Source organism: Aquibium microcysteis (assembly GCF_014495845.1).
Taxonomy (GTDB): domain Bacteria; phylum Pseudomonadota; class Alphaproteobacteria; order Rhizobiales; family Rhizobiaceae; genus Aquibium; species Aquibium microcysteis.
In genome coordinates this window covers 4566452-4589062 of the sequence record NZ_CP061080.1, presented here as the reverse complement: position 1 = coordinate 4589062, position 22611 = coordinate 4566452, and the positions used below count along the sequence as shown (strand labels likewise).

Here is a 22611-nt window from a genome sequence, read left to right as displayed (position 1 = left end):
TGATGGCCACGCCCCTCGTCGTCTCGGAAGTCGCCAAGAGTTTCGTCATGCATCTGCGCGGCGGGCTGACGCTGCCGGTCGTGGAAGACGTCTCTTTCTCACTGACAGCCAGGTGCTGCGCCGTGCTGGGCGGACCCTCGGGCGCCGGCAAGAGCTCGATCCTGAAGATGCTCTACGGCAACTACGCCGTGGACTCCGGCCAGATCATCGTCCAGCACCGCGGCGCGCTGGTGGATCTCGCGCGCGCGGCCCCAAGGATGGTGCTGTCGGTGCGGCGCGAGACGATCGGATACGTCAGCCAGTTCCTGCGCACGGTGCCGCGGGTGACGGCCCTCGACGTGGTGGCCGAACCCCTCACGGCGGCGGGGGTCGACCGGGACGAGGCGCGCGAGAGGGCGGCCATCCTGCTCGCCCGGCTGAACCTGCCGAAGACCCTGTGGTCGCTGCCGCCGGCCACGTTCTCGGGCGGCGAGCAGCAGCGCGTCAACATCGCCCGCGGCTTCATCACCAGCCATCCGATCCTGCTGCTCGACGAACCGACGGCGTCGCTCGACGCGGTGAACCGGCAGGTCGTCATCGACCTGATCGCGGAAAAGAAGCGGGCCGGCGTCGCCCTGCTCGGCATCTTCCACGATCAGGACGTGCGCGAGGCCGTCGCCGACACGATCATCGACGTGACCCGCTTCGCGCCCAGGCGGGTGGCCGCATGAGCGTGACCAAGCTCTCGCCCGAGCCGCTCGTTCACCCGACGGCGGAGGTCTCGAACGCGACGCTCGGGCGCTACACCGAGGTCGCCGAGCGCTGCCGCATCGCCGAGGCGGTCATCGGCGACTACTCCTACATCATGCAGGACGGCTCGGTGTGGTGCGCCGAGATCGGCAAGTTCGCCAACATCGCCGCGGCCTGCCGGATCAACGCCACCAATCACCCGACCTGGCGACCGACGCTGCATCATTTCACCTACCGCTCCGCCGACTACTGGCCGGACGCCGAGAACGACGAGAGCTTCTTCGGCTGGCGGCGCGAGAACCGGGTCACGATTGGCCACGATACCTGGCTCGGCCATGGCGCGACCATCCTGCCCGGCGTGACGGTCGGCGACGGCGCGGTGGTCGGCGCGGGCGCCGTCGTGTCGAAGGACGTCTCGCCCTACACGATCGTCGGCGGCGTGCCGGCGAAACCCATCCGGGAGCGCTTCGACCGCAGGACGGCCGATCGGTACCAGGCGCTGGCCTGGTGGGACTGGGACCACGATCGGATCCGGGAGGCTCTCGCCGATTTCCGCGCGCTCTCGGCGGAGGAATTCCTCGAGAAGCACGAGGCGTCCGCCGGGTGACGGGACGCCGTCGGGACGACCGACGCGACGCGCCGCATTTCTTTTGCCGGCTTCTCACGCGCACCATGGTGGATGGTAACAAAACCGTCACGGACCCGACATCCGGCCTTCATCGAACTCCGGTACCCGGTTCTCCCGACGCGAGAAAAAAGCGCGACAGGGAGTTCCATGCTCGAGATCCTGAAGGTGACGCGCCGCTTCGGTACGAACGTCGCCGTCGACGCCGTGGACGTTGTCGTCCCCGAAGGCCAGATGGTCGGGGTCATCGGCCGGTCGGGTGCGGGCAAGTCCACGCTCCTGCGCATGATCAACCGCCTCGTCGACCCGTCGGCCGGCGCCATTCGCTTCGGCGGAACCGAGGTCTCGGCGCTGCGCGGTGCGGCGCTGCGGTCCTGGCAGCGCGACTGCGCCATGATCTTCCAGCAGTTCAACCTCGTGCCGCGGCTCGACGTCGTGTCGAACGTGCTGCACGGGACGTTGAACCGCCGCTCGACGCTGGCCACGGTGTTCAACCTCTTCCCGCGCGAGGACATCCACAAGGCGATCGACATCCTCGACCGCCTCGGAATCGCCAGCCATGCGTCCAAGCGTGTCGAGGCCCTGTCGGGCGGCCAGCAGCAGCGCGTCGCCATCGCCCGCGCGCTGATGCAGGATCCCAGGATCATCCTGGCCGACGAGCCGATTGCTTCGCTCGACCCGATGAACGCGCAGGTGGTCATGGATGCGCTGCGCCGCATCCATGACGAGGACGGCCGCATGATCGTGTGCAATCTGCACACCCTCGACACCGCCCGGCGCTACTGCGACCGCGTGATCGGCATGCGCGACGGCCGGATCGTCTTCGACGGCTCGCCGGACGAGCTCAGCACCCGCGTCGCCCGCGACATCTACGGTGCCGACGAGAGTTTTTCGGAGGAGACCACCTCCACCTCGATCGAGGCGTTGCCGCGGCCGGCCCCGTCGCTCGAACCGGCCTACGCGCTCTGATTTCACCCATCCGACGACCGTCGGTCGCGGACCATCCGTCCAAAGGAGAGACCCCATGAAGAAACTGCTCGCAGCGCTGCTCGCGACCGCCGCCCTGGCCGCCCCGGCCCTGGCACAGGACAAGATCAGCGAGTTCCGCATCGGCATCCTCGGCGGCGAGAACGCGCAGGATCGCCTGACCTCCAACGAATGCGTCCGCGCCTACACGGAGGAAGCGCTGGGCGTGGCCACAAAGCTGTTCACGCCGGCGGACTACGACGGCGTGATCCAGGGCCTGCTGGGCGGCACCCTGGACATGGCCTGGCTCGGCGCGTCGGCCTACGCCAAGATCTATCTGACGAACCCGGAAGCCGTCGACGTCGTGCTGGTCAAGACCAATCTCGACGGCTCGTTCGCCTATCACTCGATCGGCTTCGCGCGGAAGGACTCCGCAATCACCTCGCTCGCCGACATGAAGGGCAAGAAGTTCGGTTTCGGCGACCCGAACTCGACCTCCGGCTACCTGATCCCCTCGGTCGAGATCCCGCAGGAGACGGGCGCCTCGATGAAGCCCGGCGACTATTTCGGTGACGTCGTCTTCACCGGCGGCCACGAGCAGACGATCGTCGCCGTGGTCAACGGCGACGTCGACGCCGGCGTGACCTGGGCCGACGGCCAGGGCGCCTGGGAAGACGGCTACAATTCGGGCGCGCTGCGCAAGGCGGTCGACTCCGGCATCGTCGACATGAACGACATCGTCGAGATCTGGAAGTCGAAGCCGATTCCGGAGGGTCCGATCGTCCTGCGCAAGGGGCTGCCGGCAGACGTCAAGACCAAGATGGTCGACCTCATCCAGGGCCTGCACGCCAAGGACAAGGACTGCGCCTACAAGATGGCTGCCGGCGAGACCGCCGGGTTCAAGCCGATCACGCACGACGCCTACCAGACCATGATCGAGTTGCGCAAAGCCAAGACCAACTGATCAGGTTCACATCGACGGACGGGCTCGCGAGAGCCCGTCCGTTCGCATTGGAAGGGCAGGGGCATGGCAAACGCGACGCTCGGCGGATCGGCGACCGACATCAAGGCCGGCTACATGGCGCTGGTGCAGCGCAAGCGGGTCTATTCGGGTATCGTGCTGATCGTCTTCGTGGCGATGCTGGCGGCCGGTTTCGATCTCGCTGACGAGCGCAATGCCGGCGGGTTCTGGTCGGGCCTGAGCCGCGTCTTCGACTTCCCGGCGGAACTGGTGCGGGAAGCTATCGAGAAGGCCCCGGCGATGCCGGGCAACCTCGTGAAGTACTTCCCGGCGCTGATCGAGACCATCAACATCGCCGCCGTCTCGACGCTGATCGGCGCGATGGGCGCGATCCTGCTGTCCCTCCTGTCGACACGCGGGCTCGCGCGCTGGCCGCGCCTGATCGGCGTCTTCCGCCGCATGATGGACGTCATGCGCGCGCTGCCGGAAGTCGTGATCGCTCTCGTGCTGATCTTCGTTCTCGGCGGCGGACCGGTGCCGGCAATGATCGCCATCACCTTCCATACCGCCGGCGCGCTCGGCAAGCTGTTCTCCGAGGTCAACGAGAACGCGGACCTGAAGCCGGTCGAAGGGCTGACGTCGGTCGGCGCATCCTGGCTGCAGCGGATGTGGCTCGGCGTGATGCCGCAGGTCGCGCCCAACTACCTCTCCTACGCACTGCTGCGCTTCGAGATCAACGTGCGCGCCTCGGCCATCCTGGGCTTCGTGGGGGCCGGCGGCATCGGTTCCGAGCTGAGGATCGCCATCTCGTGGGGGACGGGCCGCTACGACGCCGCCGCGGCGATCTTCATCCTGCTCTTCCTGACGATCGTGGTGATCGACCAGACGTCGAGCCACTTCAGAAACAAGCTCGTGAGGGGATTCTGATGGCGATTGCCGATTCCGGATACGATCCGGCTCTGGCCCGCGCGTCGGCCACCGGTCTTTTTCGCCGCAAGCGCATGATCGCATTCGGCGTTCCGGCCGTCATCCTCCTCTATCTCGTCTACGTGTTCTTCGCCTTCGACATTCCCGGCCTCGCGGAAAGGGCGAGGCTGGACAATGCCCGGATCCTGCTCGCCGACACCTACAGCCACAAGGTCCACGTCACCCTGGACAATCGTTCCGGCGAGACGAGCGTGGCGATCGAAGGCGAGAACAAGGGGCTCTACCCGCCGGACGCCTGGCCGGACTGGGTCAAGCGCGACGGACAGTCGGTGGTGATCGCGCTGGAGGACGGCGAGAGCGTGCGCTTTAATCCGGACGGGGTGCGCTATGCGGTTCCCGGCTACGGGCTGGTGACGATCCATCGTACCGAGGACGGCATCACGCTCGACACGCCCTCCGGCGACGTCCCGGGCTGGATCAATGCCTCGAGCACGCGCGTCTCGATCACACGGCCGGCCGGGCGCGTGTCGGTCACGCGCAACCGCACGGAAGCGCTGCGGTACTTCAACGGGTGGGAGTTGTTCTTCTTCACGCTCGACAGCCCCTTCTCGGGCAAATCGTGGGGCCAGCTGGCAGAGCTCGCCGTCAGCGGAGAGCAGGTGCGGCCCGGATCCTCGAATGTCGGCGCCATGGCGTCGGATTTCTGGAACAACGCCATGTGGCGCCACAAGGACGTGGTCTGGGCGATCTTCGAGACGGTTCTGATGGCCTTCCTGGGCACGATGGGCGCTTTCCTGATCGCCTTTCCGCTGGCGTTCCTCGCGGCGACGAACTTCTCACCGAACATCCTCGTCCGCTTCGGCATCCGCCGCCTGTTCGACTTCCTGCGCGGCGTCGACGGGCTGATCTGGACGATCATCCTCAGCCGTGCCTTCGGGCCGGGGCCGCTGACCGGGGCGCTGGCAATCCTGACGACCGATTCCGGCACCTTCGGCAAGCTGTTTTCCGAAGCGCTCGAGAACGTGGACGGCAAACAGATCGACGGATTGCGCTCGACAGGCGCCAACGCGCTGCAGCGCAACCGCTTCGGCGTCATCCCGCAAGTCGCACCGGTGATCCTCAGCCAGGTGCTCTACTACCTGGAGTCCAACACCCGCAGCGCCACGGTGATCGGCGCCATCGTCGGCGGCGGCATCGGGCTCCTGCTCACCCAGGCGATCCAGACGCAGAAGGACTGGGAAGAGGTGAGCTACTACATCATCCTGACGCTTCTGATGGTCAGCGCGATGGACATCCTGTCGGGATGGCTGCGCCAGCGCCTGATCGGCAGGTCCACGTCGCCCGCCAATTCCTGACGCTGGCAAGGGGGGCAGGTCGACGCGATGTCCGTTTTCGACCAGCCCGGAACGGCGGGCAGCCATGACGCGCAGCGCCTGATGTGCTATGCAAATGCTGCCCGTCTTCGTCATTCTGTCACGAAAATCACCTATGCCATCGCCTCCGGCGAGGATGATCCCATGCGATACGCCATTTATTTCACGCCGCCTCACGGCGATCCGCTGACGATGGCGGCTTCGCGCTGGCTCGGGCGCGACGCCTTCACGGGCGAAGCCGTCACGCGCCCGGACGTCCCCGGCCTGACGCGGGAGGAGCTCGCCTATTTCACGGCGTCGGCTCGCCGCTACGGGTTCCACGCGACGCTGAAGGCGCCCTTCGAACTCGCGCCCAGCGAGACGGAAGGCAGCCTCCTCGGCGCCTTCGACGCCTTCGCCGAAGCTCTCTCTCCCGTGGCGCTGCCCGCGATCCGGCTGTCGCAGATCGACAGGTTCTTCGCGCTGACGCCTGCCCAGCGAAGCGAGGCGCTGGATGGCCTCGCGAGCGACATCGTCGTCGCCTTCGACCGGTTTCGCGCGCCGATGTCGGAGGCCGACATCGCGCGCCGCAACCCCGAGAAACTGACGCCCGCCCAGTTGAAGTATCTGCACCAGTGGGGCTATCCCTACGTGTTCGAGGCTTTTCGCTTCCACATGACCCTGTCGGGTCAGGTGCCGGCGGCGGAGTCGCAACGATTCCGCGGGTCGATCGAATCCTATTTCGGGTCTCTGCTCGACGGGCCGCTGATCGTCGATTCGATCGCCCTCTTCGCCGAGCCGGAGCCCGGCGCGCCCTTCACCGTCCTGGCGCACCGCGCGCTCGGCCGGCTGCCGAAACGAAAGACCGCATGACATGCCGACGGAACTGATCCTCACCAACGCCCGAATCGTGCTGGCCGACGAGATCGTCGAGGGTACGGTCGCCGTCCGGGACGGACTGATCGCCGACATTTCGCACGGGGTCGTTCGGGTCGGAGAAGACTTCGGCGGCGACTACCTGATTCCCGGGCTCGTCGAACTGCATACGGACCATCTGGAGGGTCACTACGCGCCGCGTCCGAAAGTTCGCTGGAACCCGCTGGCAGCCGTGCTGGCGCATGATGCACAGGTGGCGACCTCGGGTATCACCACCGTCTTCGACGCTCTGCGGGTCGGCATGGACGAGGACCCGGACATCACGGCCCAGGACATGCGCAGGCTCGCCGACGCGATCGAGGACGGTGTCGCCAACGACAGGCTGCGGGCCGATCACTTCATCCACCTGCGCTGCGAGGTCTCGGCCGACGACTGTCTCGAAGGCTTCGCGCATTTCGACGGCGACGCGCGCGTGCGGCTCGCATCCCTGATGGACCATGCGCCCGGCCAGCGCCAGTTCGTCAACCTCGAGACCTACTCCTACTATTATCAACGTAAGCTTAAACTTACGGATGAAGAGTTCATCCGCTTCTGCGAGAAGCGCATGGCGCAGTCGGACCGCAACTCCCGGAGCAATCGCGTCGCGATCGCGAGGGCGTGCCAGGATCGCGGGATCGTGCTGGCAAGCCATGACGACGCGACTACCGCGCATGTTGAAGAGGCGGTCGAACAGGGAATCAAGGTGGCGGAGTTTCCGACCACGCTGGCCGCCGCGGCGGCATCCAAGGATGCGGGCATGGGCGTCCTGATGGGCGCGCCGAACGTCGTGCGCGGCGGGTCGCACTCGGGCAACGTGTCGGCGCGGGAACTCGCCGAACACGGCTGCCTCGACATCCTGTCGTCCGACTACATCCCCTACAGTCTGATCCAGTCGGCGTTCTTCCTCGGCGACGTCGTCGACTCCGTCTCGCTGCCCCAGGCCGTGGCGATGGTGTCGAAGAATCCGGCCGCGGCGACCGGGCTCACCGATCGCGGCGAGATCGCGCCGGGAAAGCGCGCCGATCTCGTCCGCGTCCGGGTGGACGAGCACATTCCCGTCGTGCGCTCGGTCTGGCGCGAAGGCCGCCGCGTCGCCTGATGGGACCCGAGCGGGAGATGTCGTCGCGCCAGGTCGACCGGCGCGAGTGCCAGGGAGCGTTCGTGGCCGTGGTGGGGCCGAGCGGCGTCGGCAAGGATACCCTGCTTGCCTATGCCAGGGCCCGGCTTGACACTTGCGATGGGACTCCCGTGCATTTCGTGCGGCGCGTGATCACGCGGCCGGCGGACGGATCGACCGAAGATCATGACACGCTTTCGCCGGACGCTTTCGAGTGCGCGCTGGCGGACGGGGCATTCGCGCTGTCGTGGCAGGCGCACGGTCTCCGGTACGGGTTGCCGGAGAGCGTGAATCGCCACATCGCGGCGGGCGATACGGTCGTTGCCAATCTCTCCCGGTCCGCCCTCGACGCGGTCAGGGCGCGCTACAGGCATGTCTGCGTCGTGGCCATCGCCGCCAGCCCGCAGACGCTGGCGAAGCGGCTCGCGGCGCGCGGCCGCGAAAACGCCGAAGAGGTTTCGGCCCGGCTCGCCCGGGCCTCGGCATCTGCCGACGGGCTCGGCGGCGCCGTCGTTTCGATCGTCAATGACGGGCTGGTGGAAGACGCCGGCGACGCCCTTGTCGCGGCGATCCGGACGGCCGGCGCGATGGCGGCCTCTGCCGTCGACCCTTGATGGCGCGGATGGCCCGAAGGCTCGCCGCCCCCGGCGCCGGCATCAGCCGATCCTGAGAATGTGGTTGTCCCAGACATAGCCGGGCAGCGTCGCGTCCTCGCCCGAGGCAGGGACGATGCGCCCCTCGCCCGTCGTGGCGAAATAGCCGTCGCGATCGGCGGCGAGACCGCAGACTTCCGTCAGCACCAGGTCCCCGACGAGCATCCCCGTCTCCGTATCGATGACGGCCAGCCGGTTTCCCTGCGGAGACGAGACCGCGACCGTCCCTGCCGCCGGATTTGCCGCGACGGAGCCGACGTAGTTTCGCAAACCCGCGAGCACGTCGTCCGGCATGTCGAGCAGCGCAATCCCGCTTCCGGGCTGCACGCGACCCACGAGCGACGGGCGATCCAGCGCGGGTCCCTCATACTGGCAGCCGAACCAGACGCGGCCACGGGCATCGAGATCCATGTGGCGGATCGAAAGCTGGTGAAGGGCGGGCGCCAGTTCGTGGCTTTCGACCAGCGACCCGGTGTGACGGTCGAGAAAGACGAGCGATGGCTTCATGGTGGAGAGGTTGAGCTTGGCGCGGCCGAAGTCCGGATGGGTCTCGATGCCGCCATTGGCAACGGCCAGGGTTCGGCCGTCCGGCATCAGCAGGAGTTCGTGCGGGTCCATGCCGTGGGTCTGGAACTCGCCGATGCGGGCAAAGCCGGCGGTCGCATCGTAGACGCCAATCAGACCGGCGGCGGCGTCGATGTCGTTCTCCGTCGCATAGAGAAGCCGGCCGTCCGGCGAGAAGACGCCGTGACCGAAGAAGTGGCGCCCTGGCGCGGCCGCGATGGTCGATGGCGCGGTCATGCCGGTCCGGTCGAAGACGACCGCGAACGTGCCCGGGCGGCGTGCGAATGCCACGGCACGACCGGTCAGGGGATCGAAGGCGACGTCGTGACCCCGATCCGGCAGCGGCTGGGTGTGGACGAGATGCCCCTCTTCCGAGAGAAGGGCGATGCCGTAGCTTCCCTCCCGGTCGACATAGGCGGTGGCGAAGACGGCGTCGGCGGCAAGCATGGCCGCGGCGGCGTCCGGCGCCAGGCCGGCCAGGAACGCAGCCCCCGCGGCCTTCAGGAAGACACGTCGGTCGACGACCGATATAGCCCGGCCGGATCGCATCCTCAGTCTCCGTCGAGCGACGAGAAGCCCACGGTCAGGCCGAACTCGCCGCTCAGCTGGCGGCCGATCACGTCGGACAGGCTCGTGGTGACGAGCCGGGCGTAGTCGAGCCTTGCGCGCCGGTCGGGGTCTGCGAGGATATCGCCGATCGGCAGTCCCTCGAGCCCGGACAGAGCGCGGTCGGCATTGGCGAGTTCGAACCGCGCGGAGCCGACGATCCAGCGGCGATCCTCGGGCAGGCTGGCGGTCATGTCCGAGGCCTCCAGCAGCCCGGCGATCGATGCCAGGTTGCCGCGGAGAGCGGCGATGGTCTCTTCCGAGCGCCAGAACAGCGCCTGCTTCGGCTTGTCGCCGGAAGCCGCGTCGCCCATGAAACCGTCGATGCGGACGTCGCGGACGAGTTCGAGTCCGTGGATCATCGTATCCAGCAATTCGCCCAGGGCTTCCCCGCCGTCGCGGTAGAGCGGGTTGTCCGGGCCCGGCGCCGCCCAGAGGCCGGCGGCGGCCTCGCCCGTCGACCAGGCCGTGTCGAGCCGGGCTGCGATCGACCCGAGATTGGCGGAAATCGCGGCCCCATAGGCGCAGCGGAAGCCGGCTGCGGTCGCCAGATCGTCGCTGCCGGTGCCGAACAGCACGAATTCCAGCGCACCCAGTCCCTGCACGGCCACACTCTTGCCGGCGAGCGATTCCGGCACGACGGCGCCAGCATCCCTGTCCGCGAGAATCGCCTGCACCTGCTTCAGACCGGTCGAGCGCCGGTCCGGCCAGTACAAGATCCGTTCCAGGCGGTTGTCGTCCATCACCGGCCCGAACCGCACGAGCTCGACGCGCGACCAGGCATCGACGATCGCGCCGAACGCGCTGCGGGCCATCCCGAGATGCGTCGGAGAGGGCTCGCGACACAGAGCGTCGACGGCGCCGCCAAGGACGCCGGCAGTCGATGCGAACGACGCATAGGCCGGCCGGATGTAGCCTTCGATCGCATCCTGCACCATCGCCGCGGCACCGGGCGGTTCGATGGCGCCGGCCGGGACGACGGCGACCGGTTGCGCCAGGCAGGCGGCGGCGAGGATCAGGCGTCGCAGGACCATCACAGCGATTCCAGGAAGCGGACCAGTGCGTCGCGGTCGGCTTTCGGAAGGGCCTTGAACCCCTCCGTCACGGCTTCGGCCTCGCCGCCATGCCAGAGGATGGCCTCCACGAGATTTCGCGCGCGACCGTCATGGAGGAAGAAGGTGTGCCCGCTGACCGTCTGCGTCAGGCCGATCCCCCAGAGCGGCTGCGTGCGCCATTCGCCGCCGCGCGCATCCCCCACCGGCTGCCAGTCGGCCATCCCCGGCCCGAGATCGTGGAGCAGGAGGTCCGAATAGGGCCATATCAGCTGGAAGGCGAGCGTCTTGTCGGGCGCGTCCTTGCGGGTCACGTATTTGGGCGTGTGGCAGGCGGCGCAGCCGATGGAATGGAAAATCTCCTTGCCGCGCAGGACCTGCGGATCATCGACGTCGCGCCGGGCGGGCACGGCCAAATGCTGCGAATAGAAGGTGACGAGATCGAGCACGGGGTCGGGGGCTTCCGTCTCGCCCAGCCGCGACTGCGCGCCATGCGGGGCGGTGCGACAATCGGCCTGCACATCGGTGCAGTCACCCCAGTTGTCGGGATGGTCCGGATTGGAAATACCGATGTCGCCCGAAAAGGCACCCGCGGACTGCGCGCGGATCGTGGGGTTCTGTGCCTTCCAGCCGAAGCGCCCGAGCACGAGTTCGCCGGTCGCCGGATCGCGCACGATGCTGGCGCGGCCGGATATGCCGTCGCCATTCGCGTCGTCGGGATCGGCGCGCGCCAGGATGTCGGCGGGGTGGATCTGCTCGATCAGGCCAAGTCCGATCATCGCCGGGGTCACCCGGGGCGACAGGGTGGTGGTCACGTCCAGAGGTCCGTAGGCCAGGTCGGTGACGGAGTAGGACGGACGCCGCATCGGGACCTCCGTGCCATCGCCGAGGGCGATGGTGAAATCCTCATAGTCGATGGCCATGCGGCCTTCGGCCTTCATGCCGGGGACGGCGAGATCCTGCAGCTGGCCGCCATAGATGGGATCGGGCAGGTTGAGGATCGCCTTCGACCTGATGAGTTCCTGTTCCTGCGGCGTCCGCGGCGCACGTGACAGGCGCAGGAACATCGACGTCGCGTCGGCGGCGCCCTCGGGCGGGTGGCCGCGGCCGTCCTTCAGGTGGCAGCTCTGGCAGGCCCGCGCGTTGAAGAGGGGGCCGAGCCCGTCGGACGCCTGCGTGGAGGAGGGCGACGAGACCCAGAGCTTGCGAAACAGCGCGTTGCCGAGCTTGAAGGTCTCTTCCTGCTCGAAACTGAGATTGGCGGAGAAGTTCGAGAAGGCGTCCTGATTGACGAGCTTTCGCGACGTGCTCGCGCCGCCCTGCATGACCTCGAACGCCTCCGGCTTCGAGAAATCGACGGCGGGCGCCGTCACGGACGCGACGCGATCCCGCTCGGCCGGCGACAGGTCGTCGCGCGCGGTCGGCAAGCCGGATGCCCCGGCGACCGCGCATGCGACGAGCACCGTCGAGATCGTCACCGGGGCGCGCATGCGGAGCGCCAGACGCGAGGGCCGCATGCGCATCGCGTCTCAGTCGTCGCCGTCCGCCGAGGCGGCGTTCAGGAGACCATACTTCTCCTCGCCGATCGACTTCATGAGTTCGAGCTGCGTTTCGAGGAAATCGATGTGGCCTTCCTCGTCCTTCAGGAGCTCTTCGAAGAGCTGCATGGTGACGTAGTCTCCGACCTGATGGCAGATCTCGCGCGACTTCTTGTAGGAGGTGCGCGCATCGTACTCGCCGGCCAGATCCGCCTCGAGCACTTCCTTGACGTTCTCGCCGATCCGCAGCGCACCGATCGACTGCAGGTTCGGGTGCCCTTCCAGGAAGATGATCCGCTCGATGATCTTGTCGGCGTGATGCATCTCCTCGATCGACTCCTCGCGCTCCTTCTTGGCGAGCTTGGCATAACCCCAGTCGTCGAGAAGACGATAGTGGAGCCAGTACTGGTTGACGGCGCCGAGCTCCAGGAAGAGAGCCTCGTTAAGCCGCTCGATGACTTGTGGTTCGCCCTTCATGGCGCCTGCTCCCATATTGACCGCGCAGACTGCGCACGCGGTCCAGGTGTGAAACGATCTCCACGGCGCTCGCCTCCGAACGCGCGTGGTACTCCTCGGTGACCCGGATGATCGTTTCCACCACATTTGGGAAACAGCCGCAACAGCGACCTCGCTTGGAGAGGGCGTGGTAAACCTTCGCAGGCACGATGAGCTGCCACGGGTCGGCATCGAGCAGGTCGACGATGGTCCGCTCGATCTCGCTCTGCTTGATCATGTTGCACTGGCAGACAAGCATGTCACACTTCGTCCCGGCTGGTGGCCCGTCAGGCCATTGGCTGGATGCGGGGTCGACCCGCGCTCACTGGAAGACAGCATTCGGATTGTCGAGGCTGTCCGACCCTTCGAATTCGACGGCGTCGAGCTTCAGCGCCGCGACCGCCCGCTCGATCGAGCGCGTCTGATCGATGAGGCCGTCGATCCCGGCCTGGACGGCTGCGTTGCCCGCCGCGTTCCCCTCCCCGATCATCTGGTCATAGGCTTCGCCGGCCTCGACACGTGCGGCCATCGCCTCCATCGCAGCCACGGTGGCGTCGAGCTTGGCGGAAAGCTCCGCATCGAGCGCCGGATCGGCCTCCTTCACGAGGTCCGCAATCGAGGGGCCCTCGACGACGGAACCGTCGATCCGGGTGTAGCTGCCGTGATAGACGTTGCGGATGCCGACGGCATCGTACAGGTGCGAGACGTGGGTGTTGTCGGAGAAACAGTCGTGCTCCTCCTCGGGATCGTGCAGGAGCAGCCCGAGCTTCATCCGCTCGCCTGCCAGTTCTCCGTAGGAGAGCGAGCCGAGCCCGGTGAGGATGGCAGCGAGACCGGCTCTGGGCTCCCCCTCGAGCAGGTTCGCGCGAGCCGCGCCACCCGCACGCCAGTTGCCGACCATCTCCTCCAGGTCGGCGACGAGGAGGTCGGTCGCCGCGCCGAGATATTCCGCACGCCGGTCGCAGTTGCCGCCGGTGCAGTTGGCCGCGTCAAAGTCGGTGAAGGGGCGGTCGCCGGCACCGGGTCCGGTGCCGTTGAGGTCCTGCCCCCAGAGCAGGAACTCGATCGCGTGATACCCGGTCGCGACGTTCGCCTCGATGCCGCCGGCCTCCTGGAGCGTCTCCGCCAGGAAGGCCGGTGTGATCGCCGATGCGTCGACCGTGCTGCCGTTGATCTCGATGGCGGGGTTGGCGATGACGTTGGCGGTGTAGAGCGTGTTGTCGTCGGACTCGCTGCCGTAGCTCGCATCGACGTAGTCGATCAAACCCTCGTCGAGCGGCCACGCATTCACGCGGCCCTCCCAGTCGTCGACGATCGGATTCCCGAAGCGATAGGCCTCGGTCTGCTGGTAGGGGATGCGCGCCTCCTTCCAGGCAGCTCTCGCCGTGGCGAGCGTCGCCTCTGAAGGTGCAGCCAGGAACGCCTCGACGGCCGCGTCGAGCGCCTTCGCCGTGGCGAGCGCGTCCTCGTACTTGGCGAGAGCGATGTCGGAATAGGTGGCGAGAACCGCCGCCGGATCGGTTTGCGCGCGCGCCGCCGTGCCCAGGAAGACGGCGCCGATGGCGAGCAGCATAGCGTTGGTTCGGATGATCTTTCCCGGCACTGTCCAGTTCCTCGCAAGTCGGTTCCGGGGCAGGAAGCGCAGCCAAAACACGAAGCCCTGCGCGGTCGGCGCAACCCCAGTCTCGCCCCATAAAGACTCCGGGAGAGACCGCTGTCAACAGACCGCGGAGGAAAAGTCCTTTTAGATCAATGTTTTAGAACTGTTCTAAAGTGGACTTGATGGACAAGGTCATGTTTTCTCTCGGATTCCGAGATGGCGCGGCGCGCTGCCGCACCATCGACGAGACCGCCATTGTGCTTCGTCAGGCGACGATGAGGAGTGCCAGGGTTTCCGCGATCAGGGCGGGGCGCGGCTCGTTCTCGATTTCGACGATGTTGGAGCACTTCATCAGGTATTGCCCCGGCGCCTTGGCTTCCAACGACACCAACGTGCTGCGCATGCGCACGCGGCTGCCGGCCTTCACGGGAGACAGGAAACGAACCTTGTCGAGGCCGTAATTGAGTGTCACGCCGACATCGCCGGGAACGGCACCGATGTCGTAGCTCATGACCGCGACGAGCGACAGCGTCAGGTAGCCGTGGGCGACCGTGGCACCAAAGGGGCTCTCGCGGCGGGCACGCTCCACATCGACGTGGATCCACTGATGATCGCGCGTGGTGGCTGCGAACTGATCGATCATCGCCTGGTCGACGGTGATCCAGGAGGAAACGCCGATTTCGTTCCCGACCTGACCAGCGAGTTTCTCCAGGGGGTTGACCGGTTCCGCCATCTTCTCGCCTTCCTTCGGGTGTGGTGCATGCTGCACTGCAACGGACGCATTCATACGGCGATCAACGCCGCCAGGGAAGCGATGCCGAAGCAGCGCGGTGGCGTTTACGAACCGGAAACCATGCGATGCTCTCCGACGCGCGGCGTGAAGAAATTCACCGAGCATTCATGAAGGTCTGATATCGTACGCAACCATTCGGAAGGGACAGTCCGAAGGACGGGAATCGGTATCATGGCGTTCTGGAGCAGCATCATCGGTTGCGCTGCGGCAATCCGCGACTTTTTCGCACCACGCTACAGGCCGGAGCGGCACTACATGCGCGGGCCGGGACCGGCCTGCGCGCGCCAGCGCGACGTGGTCTCCACCGGCGCGCGCATCACCTTCAACTAGCGGCCGCTCTCAGCCGAGGCCATCGAAAAGCGCCGTCGACAGATAACGTTCGGCGAACGACGGAATGATCACGACGATCGTCTTGCCCGCATTCTCGGGACGAGAGCCGACCACGGTGGCTGCCTGAAGCGCCGCACCCGACGAGATGCCGACCGGAACGCCTTCCAGCCTCGCCAGAAGGCGCGCATTGGCGAAAGCATCCTCGTTGGAAACAGCCACGACCTCGTCGTAGACCGACGTGTCGAGAATCTTCGGTGCGAAACCCGCGCCGATCCCCTGGATCTTGTGCGGCCCCGGCTGGCCGCCTGAAAGCACCGGCGAAGCTTCGGGCTCCACCGCCACGACCTGCAGTCCGGGCTTGCGCTGCTTCAGGACCTGCCCGACGCCGGTGATGGTGCCGCCCGTGCCGATGCCGGAGACGAAGATGTCGACGGTACCCGCGGTGTCGTTCCAGATCTCCTCCGCCGTGGTGCGGCGGTGAATGTCCGGATTGGCCGGGTTCTCGAACTGCTGCGGAATGACGGCGCCGGGAATGGTCGCAACCAGTTCCTCGGCCTTGGCGATGGCGCCCTTCATCCCCTTGGCACCTTCCGTCAGCACCAGTTCGGCACCGAGCAGCGCCAGCATCTTGCGGCGCTCGACCGACATGGTTTCCGGCATGGTGAGGATGAGGCGATAGCCTTTGGCCGCGGCGGCGAAGGCAAGGGCGATCCCGGTGTTGCCCGACGTCGGCTCGACGAGTGTCGTCTCGCCCGGTCGTATGCGCCCGTCCGCTTCCATCGCCGCGATCATGGCGACGCCGATGCGATCCTTGACGCTGGCGATCGGATTGAAGAACTCGAGCTTGGCCAGAAGGTGGGCAACGATGCCCTTCTCCCTGGCGAACTTGTCGAGGCGAACGATCGGCGTGTCGCCGATGGTCTCCACGATGGAGTCGTAGACGCGGCCGCGGCCGGGTTTCTTCTCGCTCATCAATTCTCTCCCTTCGATCCGCCCGCAGGCGGGAGTTCACGTCCTTGTCGGCGCATATAGGACCGCCGCTTTGCGCTTGCGATGCGTCAGACGACGAGAAAGCCCCGGCCCAGTTCGTCGTCCTCCTCGACCACGAAGCTCGACTTCCCGGAATAGTGGGACCGGCCCGAGACACGTGCGACGATCGCGGCATGGTCGCCGGCGTGCGTGGTGCGTTCGACCGCTCCCGTGAAGCGGGAACCGACGATGGATTCGAACAGGCGGGCCTCGCCGAGGGCGACCCCACCCCTCGCATGCATGGCGGCGAGCCGCGCGGTCACGCCCGACCCCGTCGGCGACCGGTCGACCTGCGCGTCGGCGAAGACGCAGACGTTGCGGGTCGCGACGCCGCCTGCCCCGTCGCCGCCGTCGGTGAGGATCGAGCCATAGAGAAACGCCAGATCGGGACTGTCGGGATGGGACAGCGGCACCGACCGAGAGACCGCCCCGGTCAGCGCGGTGGCGGCGTCCACGAAGGCCCGGGCGGGACTCCGGCCGAAGACGAGGCCGAACTGCGCCGCATCGGCCAGCGCGTAGAAGGCACCGCCATAGGCGACGTCGAAGCGGATGGCGCCGAAGCCCGGCACCTGCACGGTCCGGTCGGCGGCGAAGAGGAAGGAGGGCACGCTCTCGAACGACACCGCCCCTGCCTTGCCGTCCAGCACCTCGACCGTCGCCACCACCATCCCGCAGGGGCATTCGATGTTGACGGTCGTCATCGGCTCCTTCGCCGAGACCAGCCCCTGGTCGACCGCATACCGCCCGAGTGCGATGACGGCGTGGCCGCACATCGTGGAATACCCTTCGTTGTGCATGAAGAGCACGGCGATGTCGGCGCCGGGGAGGTTCGGCTCGACGAGCAGCGCGCCGTACATGTCGGAATGGCCGCGCGGCTCGAACATCAGCATGCGACGCAGATGGTCGAGGTGGTCGCGGACGTAGGCCCGCTTTTCCAGGATGCCGCCGCTCGGCAGATCCGGATAGCCGGACACGACGATCCGGACCGGTTCGCCGCCGGTGTGCATGTCGACGACTTCGAACGTTTCCATGGCCCCTCCCTCCCAAGCCGAGTGGAGCGGGCCGGACGGACGGTGTCAACCGTCCGTCTCGAAGTCCATAGACTGCGAAGACGGACGGACGGCTGCCGCGCTCGCGGATCGCCCCTATTCCGCCGCCTGGCGTGTGGATGCCCCGTCTTCCACCATCTCGACGATGGCCGCCACGAAGGCATCGAGATCGCCCGGGTTGCGCGACGTGACGATGTGCCCGTCGCGGACCACGCTCTCATCGGTCCATGTCGCGCCGGCGTTGATCACGTCCGTCCGGATCGAAGGGTAGGAGGTGGCGCGGCGGCCCTCCAGCAGGCCCGCCTCGACGAGCAGCCAGGGCGCGTGGCAGATCGCGGCGATCGGCTTGCCTGCGCCGTCGAAGCTCTTGATGAAGTCGATGGCATCCTTCTCGACGCGCAGCAGATCGGGGTTGATCTGGCCGCCCGGCAGGACGAGCGCGTCATAGTCCGCCGGCATCGTATCGGCGAGCACGCGATCGACGGCCACGGCTGCGCCCCAGTCCTTCTCGTCCCAGCCCTTGATCTCTCCGGCCTCGAGCGAAATCACGTCGACGGTCGCGCCGTTCTCGCGCAGCTTCTGCAACGGCACTTCGAGTTCGGACTGCTCGAAGCCGTGGGTGGCGAGGATGGCGATACGGGATTGTGCGATGGCGGGCATGACGGTCTCCTTGTTGGGAATGAGCCACCGCAACGTCGAACGACAGGTTTGGTTCGCCCGGCGCCCCGGATGTGACCGCAACATCACGGCATTCAGGTCCGGTTCAGCCGCATCGCGGCAAGACGAGGTCACGTCGACACGATCGCCAACAGCGAGGGACCCACCATGAAGCTTCCGCAACTCGCCGCCGTCTTCCTGACCCTCGGGGTGGGCATCGCCGGTGTCATGGCGGTCGAGGCCTCGGCGGAGCGAGCCCGTGTGGTCCCACCACCTGCCCCGACCGCTTTCCTCCTCGCTGCGGCGACGACGACCGAACGAGTGATGGGCGTGGACGAGGCCGTCGCGGGTTCCTGGCGCGTCGTCGGCGCGGCGGGCGTAGCGAGCGGCGGCTACGTCCCCTTCGGGCGCGCCCTGGCGGCCGCCGCCATTCTTGACATCGCCGCCGACGGCGGCGCGCAGGCGACGGCCGGCTGCAACCGGATCCGGACGACTGTCTCGCAGTCGGGTTCCAGATGGTATGCAGGACCGGCGATGATGACACGGATGGCCTGCTCCGACCCGGCCGTGATGGCGGCGGAACAGGCGATCGCGCGGGCGCTCGCCGACGCGGTTGCGATCACGCTCGAAGCCGACCGGGGAACGCTCTCGGACGCGGCCGGCGTCACGCTGCTGGTCATCGCACGCCGGTGAAACGGCGGGCGCGGCCTCCGCGTCAGGCGGAAAACAGCGCCTGCAGCGTCGCGAAGGACGTGCCTTTGCGCGCATACTCGAACGTGCCCTGGTCGAGCATCTCACGTGCGGCGGCTTCCACGGCGCCGAAGGCGGCTGTGGTGAGTTTGGAGCCGAGCGAGACGCGGCTGACGCCGGCTTCGACGAGGGCGGACATCGCGAAGCCCGGAATCGCCAGCACGTTCACCGGCTTCGTCATCGCGGAGCAGACCGTCTTCACCTGCTCGATGGTCGACAGGCCGGGCGCATAGAGCACATCGGCGCCGGCCTTCTCGAAAGCCTGCAGGCGCCGGATGGTGTCGTCGAGGTCGGGTCTGCCATGCAGGAAGTTTTCCGCACGGGCTGTCAGAACGAAGTCGCGCCTCAGCGCCCGGGCCGCATCCGCAGCCGCTGCAATGCGCTCCACCGCCAGACCGAAGTCGTAGATCGCATCCGCCTCGTCACCGGAAAAGTCTTCGATCGAGCACCCGGCGAGCCCCGCCGCTTCGGCAGCGAAGACGGTCTCGGCGGCCGAATCGGGCGTATCGCCCTTCCCCTTCTCGAGATCGGCCGAGACGGGCAGATCGACGGCCGCGACCAATTCCCTGCAATGAGCCATCATCTCGTCGAACGGCACGCCGCCATCGGGCCGGCCGCGCGAGAAGGCATAGCCGGCGCTGGTGGTGGCGATCGCCTCGAAACCCAGGGCGGCCAGGAATTTGGCCGTGCCGACGTCCCAGGGGTTGGGAATGAGGAAGGCGCCCGCCCGTTCGTGCAGCGCCCGGAAGACCGCGCCCTTGTCGTCCCGCATGATGTGCCTCCATCGAACGATCGTCGGAAGCAGACTATGCGCGTTCCACGGTGCCCGCAAAGGGGTGGGTCTGGCCCAGACCGATCATTCCAGCCAGCTCCCGCATGTCGTCGAACAGCTCGCCGCCGGCCGCAGCGAGACCATCCCGGTCTCCCTGCGGGTCGCCACAATAGGAGAGCACGCGCATGCCGGCGGCAATGCCGGCGATGGTGCCGGGCACGCTGTCCTCGATGACGACGCAGTCTCCGGGCGCGAATCCCATGGTCGCGGCTGCGTGCAGGAAAAGATCTGGGAAGGGCTTGCCACGCTCGACCATCGAGGCGCTGAACAGCACGCCCTCGAAGAGCGGCAGCAGCCCCGTCGCGCCGAGGGTGAGATGCATCTTGGTGATGCGCGCGGAGGAGGCGACGCAGTAGGGCATTCCGGCGCGGCGGAGCGCCTCCACCTGACTGCGGACGTGCGGGATCGGCTGGACGCGGTCCGCGAAGAGGTCCGCCAGCCCCGCGTTCCAGCGTTCGACGAAATCGTCGCCGAGCAGGACGCCGGAGGCCTCCACCTCCTCCTTCACCGAACGCATCGAACGGCCGACGAACTGCCGCCTGCAGCGTTCATAGGTCGTGTCGTAGCCGGCCGCGCACAGCCATTCGGCCAGGCGGCGGTTGGAGAGCGTCTCGGTGTCGACCAGGACCCCGTCGCAGTCGAAGATGACGAGGCCGGGCCGCATCGTCATCCGGTTCCGGTGGAGCCGAAGCCGCCTGAACCGCGCGGCGTCGAGCCGGCGAGGCTGCGTTCCTCGACCCTTGCGCGCGCGACGGCAGCAATAACCAGCTGGGCGATACGCATGCCCCGCGTGATGGCGAAGTCCTCGTCGCCGAGATTGACCAGCAACACCTGCACCTCGCCGCGATAATCGCTGTCGATCGTGCCGGGTGTGTTCAGGCAGGTGATGCCGTGCTTCAGCGCGAGGCCGGAGCGCGGGCGAACCTGACCCTCATACCCCTCCGGCAGTTCGAGAACGAGGCCGGTCGGCACGAGCACGCGGCGCCCGGGCAGGAGGATCAGCTTGCGGTCCTCGGCGATAGCGGCGCGCAGGTCGAGCCCGGCGGAGCCGGCAGTTTCATAAGCGGGCAGGTCGAGGCCCTGCGCATGGGGCATGCGAACGATGGGAAGGGTGATGAGCATGCGCTCCTTTGTCCTCAGGTGCGAAGGCCGTCAAGGCCATCGGTCGATGCTTCCTCATGACGGACCGAAGCGGATGGGACCTTTGTCCCGCCCCGCCGCGATCGAGTGGCCGGCCCTCGGAAGGAGGCACGTGCCTTTTTGCATCTCTGGCATGAGCAAGCTGCATGCCCGCGGACGGCTTCCGCCCTTGTTTTCATAAGCATGCTTATAATATATCTTGCTTATGACAACCGACGGACATCACAGCCTGGGCTTCCTGATCCACGACATCGCGCGGTTGCTGCGCAAGCGATTCGACGCCCGCGCGGCCGGGACGGGCTTGTCCTCCGCGCAATGGCGGCTGCTCTTCCGCCTCATCCGAGACGAGGGCGTGCCGCAGGCGCGGCTGGCGGAAATTCTCGACATCGAGCCGATCAGCGTCTCACGGCTGCTCGACCGGATGGAGGAGGGCGGCTGGATCGAGCGCCGTCCCCATGCCACCGACCGCCGCGTGCGGGTGATTTACGCGACCGGCAAGGCGCGCGACGCCTTCGGCGAGGTGAAGGGCATGGTCGAGGACATCTATGAAGAGGCAATGGCGGGCCTGTCACCCGAAGCGCGGCAGCAGTTGCTCGCGTCGCTGGAGCAGGTCCGCACCAACGTCGCCGATGGCGAACCCGGCTGCCTGTCCGGCACCGTCGACCCCCGCCGGACGACGCCTGTTTTCGAAAGCTCCGAAAGTACCAGACCATGAACGCCCGAACTGATTCTACCCCGGCCGCAGCGACGATCGACATGACGATGAAGGACGCGAGCCGACCGGCTCCCGCGGCGGCGCCAGCTCCGCCCAGGCGGCGACGCGGCCTGCGCACGCTGCTGATGCTCTCGGTGCCGCTGGCCCTGATCGGCGGAGGAGGCTACGTCTGGGTCACCGGCGGTCGCTTCCAGGAGACCGAGAACGCCAGTCTGCGCCAGCCCCGCGTGACGGTGGCGGCGGAGATCGCCGGACGGGTGACCGAGGTGAAGGTGGTCGAGAACATGGCGGTCACTTCAGGCGAGACGCTGTTCGTCATCGACCCCGAGCCCTACCGCATCGCGCTCGACCAGGCGAATGCCGCGCTGGAAGGTGCGCGCCTGCAGGTGGAACAGCTGCGCGCCGCCTATGGCCAGGCAATTACGCAGGAGGCGATCGCGCGGGATTCCGTCGTCTATCTGCAGAGCGAGCTCGACCGCAAGAAGGCGCTGACCGACAAGGGCATCGGCACGCAGTCTGCCCTCGACACCGCCCGGCACGATCTGGCCACCGCGCGTGAGCAGCAGGCGGCAGCCGGCCAGGGCATCGCCAGCGCCCGCGCCGCGCTGGGTGGCGATCCGAACATCGAGACCGACCGCCACCCGACGGTGCTGGCCGCGCTGGCGGCGCGCGACAAGGCGGCCTGGCAGCTCGGCCTCACCACCGTGCGTGCGCCAGCGGACGGCGTCGTCTCGCAGGCCTCCTCGTTCAAGCCGGGGCAGATGGTCTCGCCCGGCACGTCCCTGTTCACGCTCGTGGAAACGGACGACCCCTGGATCGAGGCGAACTTCAAGGAGACGCAGCTGACGCACATGCGGGTCGGCCAGGCGGCCGAGGTTCGTATCGACGCCTTCCCCGACGTACCGCTGCATGCGACCGTCCAATCGATCGGGGCCGGGACCGGGGCGGAGTTTTCGCTGCTGCCGGCGCAGAACGCGACCGGCAACTGGGTGAAGGTGACCCAGCGCGTTCCCGTGCGACTTGAACTGGAGGACGATGAAATCGCAGGCCGGCTGCGCACCGGCATGAGCGCCACGGTGGAAGTGGACACCCGCGTCGAGCGCGGTCTGCCCGCCTTCGCCTCCCTGTTCGGTACCGTCCACGCAGCCGAGTAGCGGCACGGCCGTCGCACTCTCTTCCGCTGCGTCGTAGCGGAAAGACGCTGCGGCGCGGCCGG

The 22611-nt window shown here is 67.3% G+C and carries 27 protein-coding genes; 14 read left to right on the top strand and 13 right to left on the bottom strand.

Annotation, left to right across the window (positions count from 1 at the left end):
- Positions 1-2 precede the first annotated feature (2 nt).
- The 9 genes from phnL to phnN all read left to right on the top strand — a co-directional run bounded on the left by phnL (position 3) and on the right by phnN (position 8206).
- On the top strand, positions 3-710 hold the full coding sequence (phnL, locus tag IAI54_RS21515) for a phosphonate C-P lyase system protein PhnL (RefSeq protein WP_187973287.1): 708 nt from the start codon (positions 3-5) through the stop codon (positions 708-710).
- Positions 707-1336, top strand: a complete 630-nt coding sequence (locus tag IAI54_RS21510) for a DapH/DapD/GlmU-related protein (RefSeq protein ID WP_187969128.1) — start codon at positions 707-709, stop codon at positions 1334-1336. Before phnL ends, IAI54_RS21510 begins: the two co-directional genes overlap by 4 nt.
- Positions 1337-1504: 168 nt before the next feature.
- The gene (gene phnC / locus IAI54_RS21505; protein WP_187969127.1) at positions 1505-2323 is read left to right on the top strand and encodes a phosphonate ABC transporter ATP-binding protein; all 819 of its coding nucleotides are present in this window, start codon (positions 1505-1507) and stop codon (positions 2321-2323) included.
- A 55-nt stretch (positions 2324-2378) separates the two neighbouring features.
- Positions 2379-3284, top strand: a complete 906-nt coding sequence (phnD, locus tag IAI54_RS21500; RefSeq protein ID WP_187969126.1) for a phosphonate ABC transporter substrate-binding protein — start codon at positions 2379-2381, stop codon at positions 3282-3284.
- A 63-nt stretch (positions 3285-3347) separates the two neighbouring features.
- The gene (gene phnE, locus IAI54_RS21495; RefSeq protein WP_187969125.1) at positions 3348-4208 is read left to right on the top strand and encodes a phosphonate ABC transporter, permease protein PhnE; all 861 of its coding nucleotides are present in this window, start codon (positions 3348-3350) and stop codon (positions 4206-4208) included.
- Positions 4208-5563, top strand: a complete 1356-nt coding sequence (gene phnE / locus IAI54_RS21490; RefSeq protein ID WP_187969124.1) for a phosphonate ABC transporter, permease protein PhnE — start codon at positions 4208-4210, stop codon at positions 5561-5563. Before phnE (IAI54_RS21495) ends, phnE (IAI54_RS21490) begins: the two co-directional genes overlap by 1 nt.
- A 162-nt stretch (positions 5564-5725) precedes the next feature.
- Positions 5726-6433, top strand: a complete 708-nt coding sequence (locus IAI54_RS21485; RefSeq protein WP_187969123.1) for a DUF1045 domain-containing protein — start codon at positions 5726-5728, stop codon at positions 6431-6433.
- Between the two features lies 1 nt (position 6434).
- Complete coding sequence (locus IAI54_RS21480; protein ID WP_187969122.1) at positions 6435-7574, top strand: alpha-D-ribose 1-methylphosphonate 5-triphosphate diphosphatase; 1140 nt, start codon at positions 6435-6437, stop codon at positions 7572-7574.
- Between the two features lie 17 nt (positions 7575-7591).
- Positions 7592-8206: a phosphonate metabolism protein/1,5-bisphosphokinase (PRPP-forming) PhnN gene (gene phnN / locus IAI54_RS21475; RefSeq protein ID WP_235679134.1), complete on the top strand. Its 615-nt coding sequence runs from the start codon at positions 7592-7594 to the stop codon at positions 8204-8206.
- A gap of 42 nt (positions 8207-8248) precedes the next feature.
- Here the strand turns inward: phnN and IAI54_RS21470 are convergent, their stop codons facing one another.
- The 7 genes from IAI54_RS21470 to IAI54_RS21440 form a co-directional block, all read right to left on the bottom strand.
- Positions 8249-9358: a DUF1513 domain-containing protein gene (locus IAI54_RS21470; protein WP_187969120.1), complete on the bottom strand. Its 1110-nt coding sequence runs from the start codon at positions 9356-9358 to the stop codon at positions 8249-8251.
- A gap of 2 nt (positions 9359-9360) precedes the next feature.
- Entirely contained in the window at positions 9361-10449 is a 1089-nt protein-coding gene (locus tag IAI54_RS21465) for an imelysin family protein (RefSeq protein WP_235679133.1), read from the bottom strand.
- The gene (locus tag IAI54_RS21460; protein ID WP_187969119.1) at positions 10449-11990 is read right to left on the bottom strand and encodes a di-heme oxidoreductase family protein; all 1542 of its coding nucleotides are present in this window, start codon (positions 11988-11990) and stop codon (positions 10449-10451) included. Before IAI54_RS21460 ends, IAI54_RS21465 begins: the two co-directional genes overlap by 1 nt.
- Before the next feature lie 6 nt (positions 11991-11996).
- Positions 11997-12482, bottom strand: a complete 486-nt coding sequence (gene bfr / locus IAI54_RS21455) for a bacterioferritin (protein ID WP_187969118.1) — start codon at positions 12480-12482, stop codon at positions 11997-11999.
- Entirely contained in the window at positions 12448-12759 is a 312-nt protein-coding gene (locus tag IAI54_RS21450; protein ID WP_187969117.1) for a (2Fe-2S)-binding protein, read from the bottom strand. The genes bfr and IAI54_RS21450 overlap by 35 nt, the downstream gene beginning before the upstream one ends.
- Positions 12760-12822: 63 nt before the next feature.
- Positions 12823-14073 carry an imelysin family protein gene (locus tag IAI54_RS21445; protein WP_187973285.1) on the bottom strand — a complete coding sequence of 417 codons (1251 nt, stop codon included), beginning with the start codon at positions 14071-14073 and terminating at the stop codon, positions 12823-12825.
- Between the two features lie 292 nt (positions 14074-14365).
- The gene (locus IAI54_RS21440; RefSeq protein WP_187969116.1) at positions 14366-14833 is read right to left on the bottom strand and encodes a MaoC family dehydratase; all 468 of its coding nucleotides are present in this window, start codon (positions 14831-14833) and stop codon (positions 14366-14368) included.
- A gap of 27 nt (positions 14834-14860) precedes the next feature.
- Between IAI54_RS21440 and IAI54_RS21435 the strand changes: the two genes are divergently transcribed.
- The gene (locus tag IAI54_RS21435; RefSeq protein ID WP_187969115.1) at positions 14861-15004 is read left to right on the top strand and encodes a hypothetical protein; all 144 of its coding nucleotides are present in this window, start codon (positions 14861-14863) and stop codon (positions 15002-15004) included.
- 60 nt (positions 15005-15064) lie between these two features.
- Positions 15065-15223, top strand: coding sequence for a hypothetical protein (locus tag IAI54_RS21430; RefSeq protein ID WP_187969114.1), 159 nt, complete (start codon positions 15065-15067; stop codon positions 15221-15223).
- A gap of 9 nt (positions 15224-15232) precedes the next feature.
- Here the strand turns inward: IAI54_RS21430 and cysK are convergent, their stop codons facing one another.
- The 3 genes from cysK to IAI54_RS21415 form a co-directional block, all read right to left on the bottom strand.
- A complete protein-coding gene (gene cysK, locus IAI54_RS21425) occupies positions 15233-16195 on the bottom strand; it encodes a cysteine synthase A (protein ID WP_187969113.1) in 963 nt (320 codons plus the stop codon).
- Positions 16196-16281: 86 nt separating this feature from the next.
- The gene (locus IAI54_RS21420; RefSeq protein WP_187969112.1) at positions 16282-17283 is read right to left on the bottom strand and encodes a proline racemase family protein; all 1002 of its coding nucleotides are present in this window, start codon (positions 17281-17283) and stop codon (positions 16282-16284) included.
- Between the two features lie 114 nt (positions 17284-17397).
- Positions 17398-17961 carry a type 1 glutamine amidotransferase domain-containing protein gene (locus IAI54_RS21415; RefSeq protein ID WP_187969111.1) on the bottom strand — a complete coding sequence of 188 codons (564 nt, stop codon included), beginning with the start codon at positions 17959-17961 and terminating at the stop codon, positions 17398-17400.
- Between the two features lie 165 nt (positions 17962-18126).
- Here IAI54_RS21415 and IAI54_RS21410 point away from each other — a divergent pair, with 165 nt between their 5' ends.
- The gene (locus IAI54_RS21410; protein ID WP_187969110.1) at positions 18127-18651 is read left to right on the top strand and encodes an META domain-containing protein; all 525 of its coding nucleotides are present in this window, start codon (positions 18127-18129) and stop codon (positions 18649-18651) included.
- Positions 18652-18673: 22 nt separating this feature from the next.
- Here IAI54_RS21410 and IAI54_RS21405 read toward each other — a convergent pair whose 3' ends face one another.
- The 3 genes from IAI54_RS21405 to dut are packed head-to-tail and all read right to left on the bottom strand — an operon-like array spanning position 18674 to position 20662.
- A complete protein-coding gene (locus tag IAI54_RS21405) occupies positions 18674-19480 on the bottom strand; it encodes an isocitrate lyase/PEP mutase family protein (protein WP_187969109.1) in 807 nt (268 codons plus the stop codon).
- A 34-nt stretch (positions 19481-19514) separates the two neighbouring features.
- Positions 19515-20210 carry an HAD family hydrolase gene (locus IAI54_RS21400; protein WP_420838238.1) on the bottom strand — a complete coding sequence of 232 codons (696 nt, stop codon included), beginning with the start codon at positions 20208-20210 and terminating at the stop codon, positions 19515-19517.
- Positions 20207-20662: a dUTP diphosphatase gene (gene dut / locus IAI54_RS21395; RefSeq protein ID WP_187969108.1), complete on the bottom strand. Its 456-nt coding sequence runs from the start codon at positions 20660-20662 to the stop codon at positions 20207-20209. The genes IAI54_RS21400 and dut overlap by 4 nt, the downstream gene beginning before the upstream one ends.
- A gap of 223 nt (positions 20663-20885) precedes the next feature.
- On the opposite strand from dut, the gene IAI54_RS21390 reads away from it, so the two are divergent.
- Together IAI54_RS21390 and IAI54_RS21385 are read left to right on the top strand one after the other, a co-directional pair.
- The gene (locus IAI54_RS21390; protein WP_187973283.1) at positions 20886-21395 is read left to right on the top strand and encodes a MarR family winged helix-turn-helix transcriptional regulator; all 510 of its coding nucleotides are present in this window, start codon (positions 20886-20888) and stop codon (positions 21393-21395) included.
- Between the two features lie 41 nt (positions 21396-21436).
- Positions 21437-22549: an HlyD family secretion protein gene (locus IAI54_RS21385; protein ID WP_235679132.1), complete on the top strand. Its 1113-nt coding sequence runs from the start codon at positions 21437-21439 to the stop codon at positions 22547-22549.
- Positions 22550-22611: the final 62 nt, after the last annotated feature.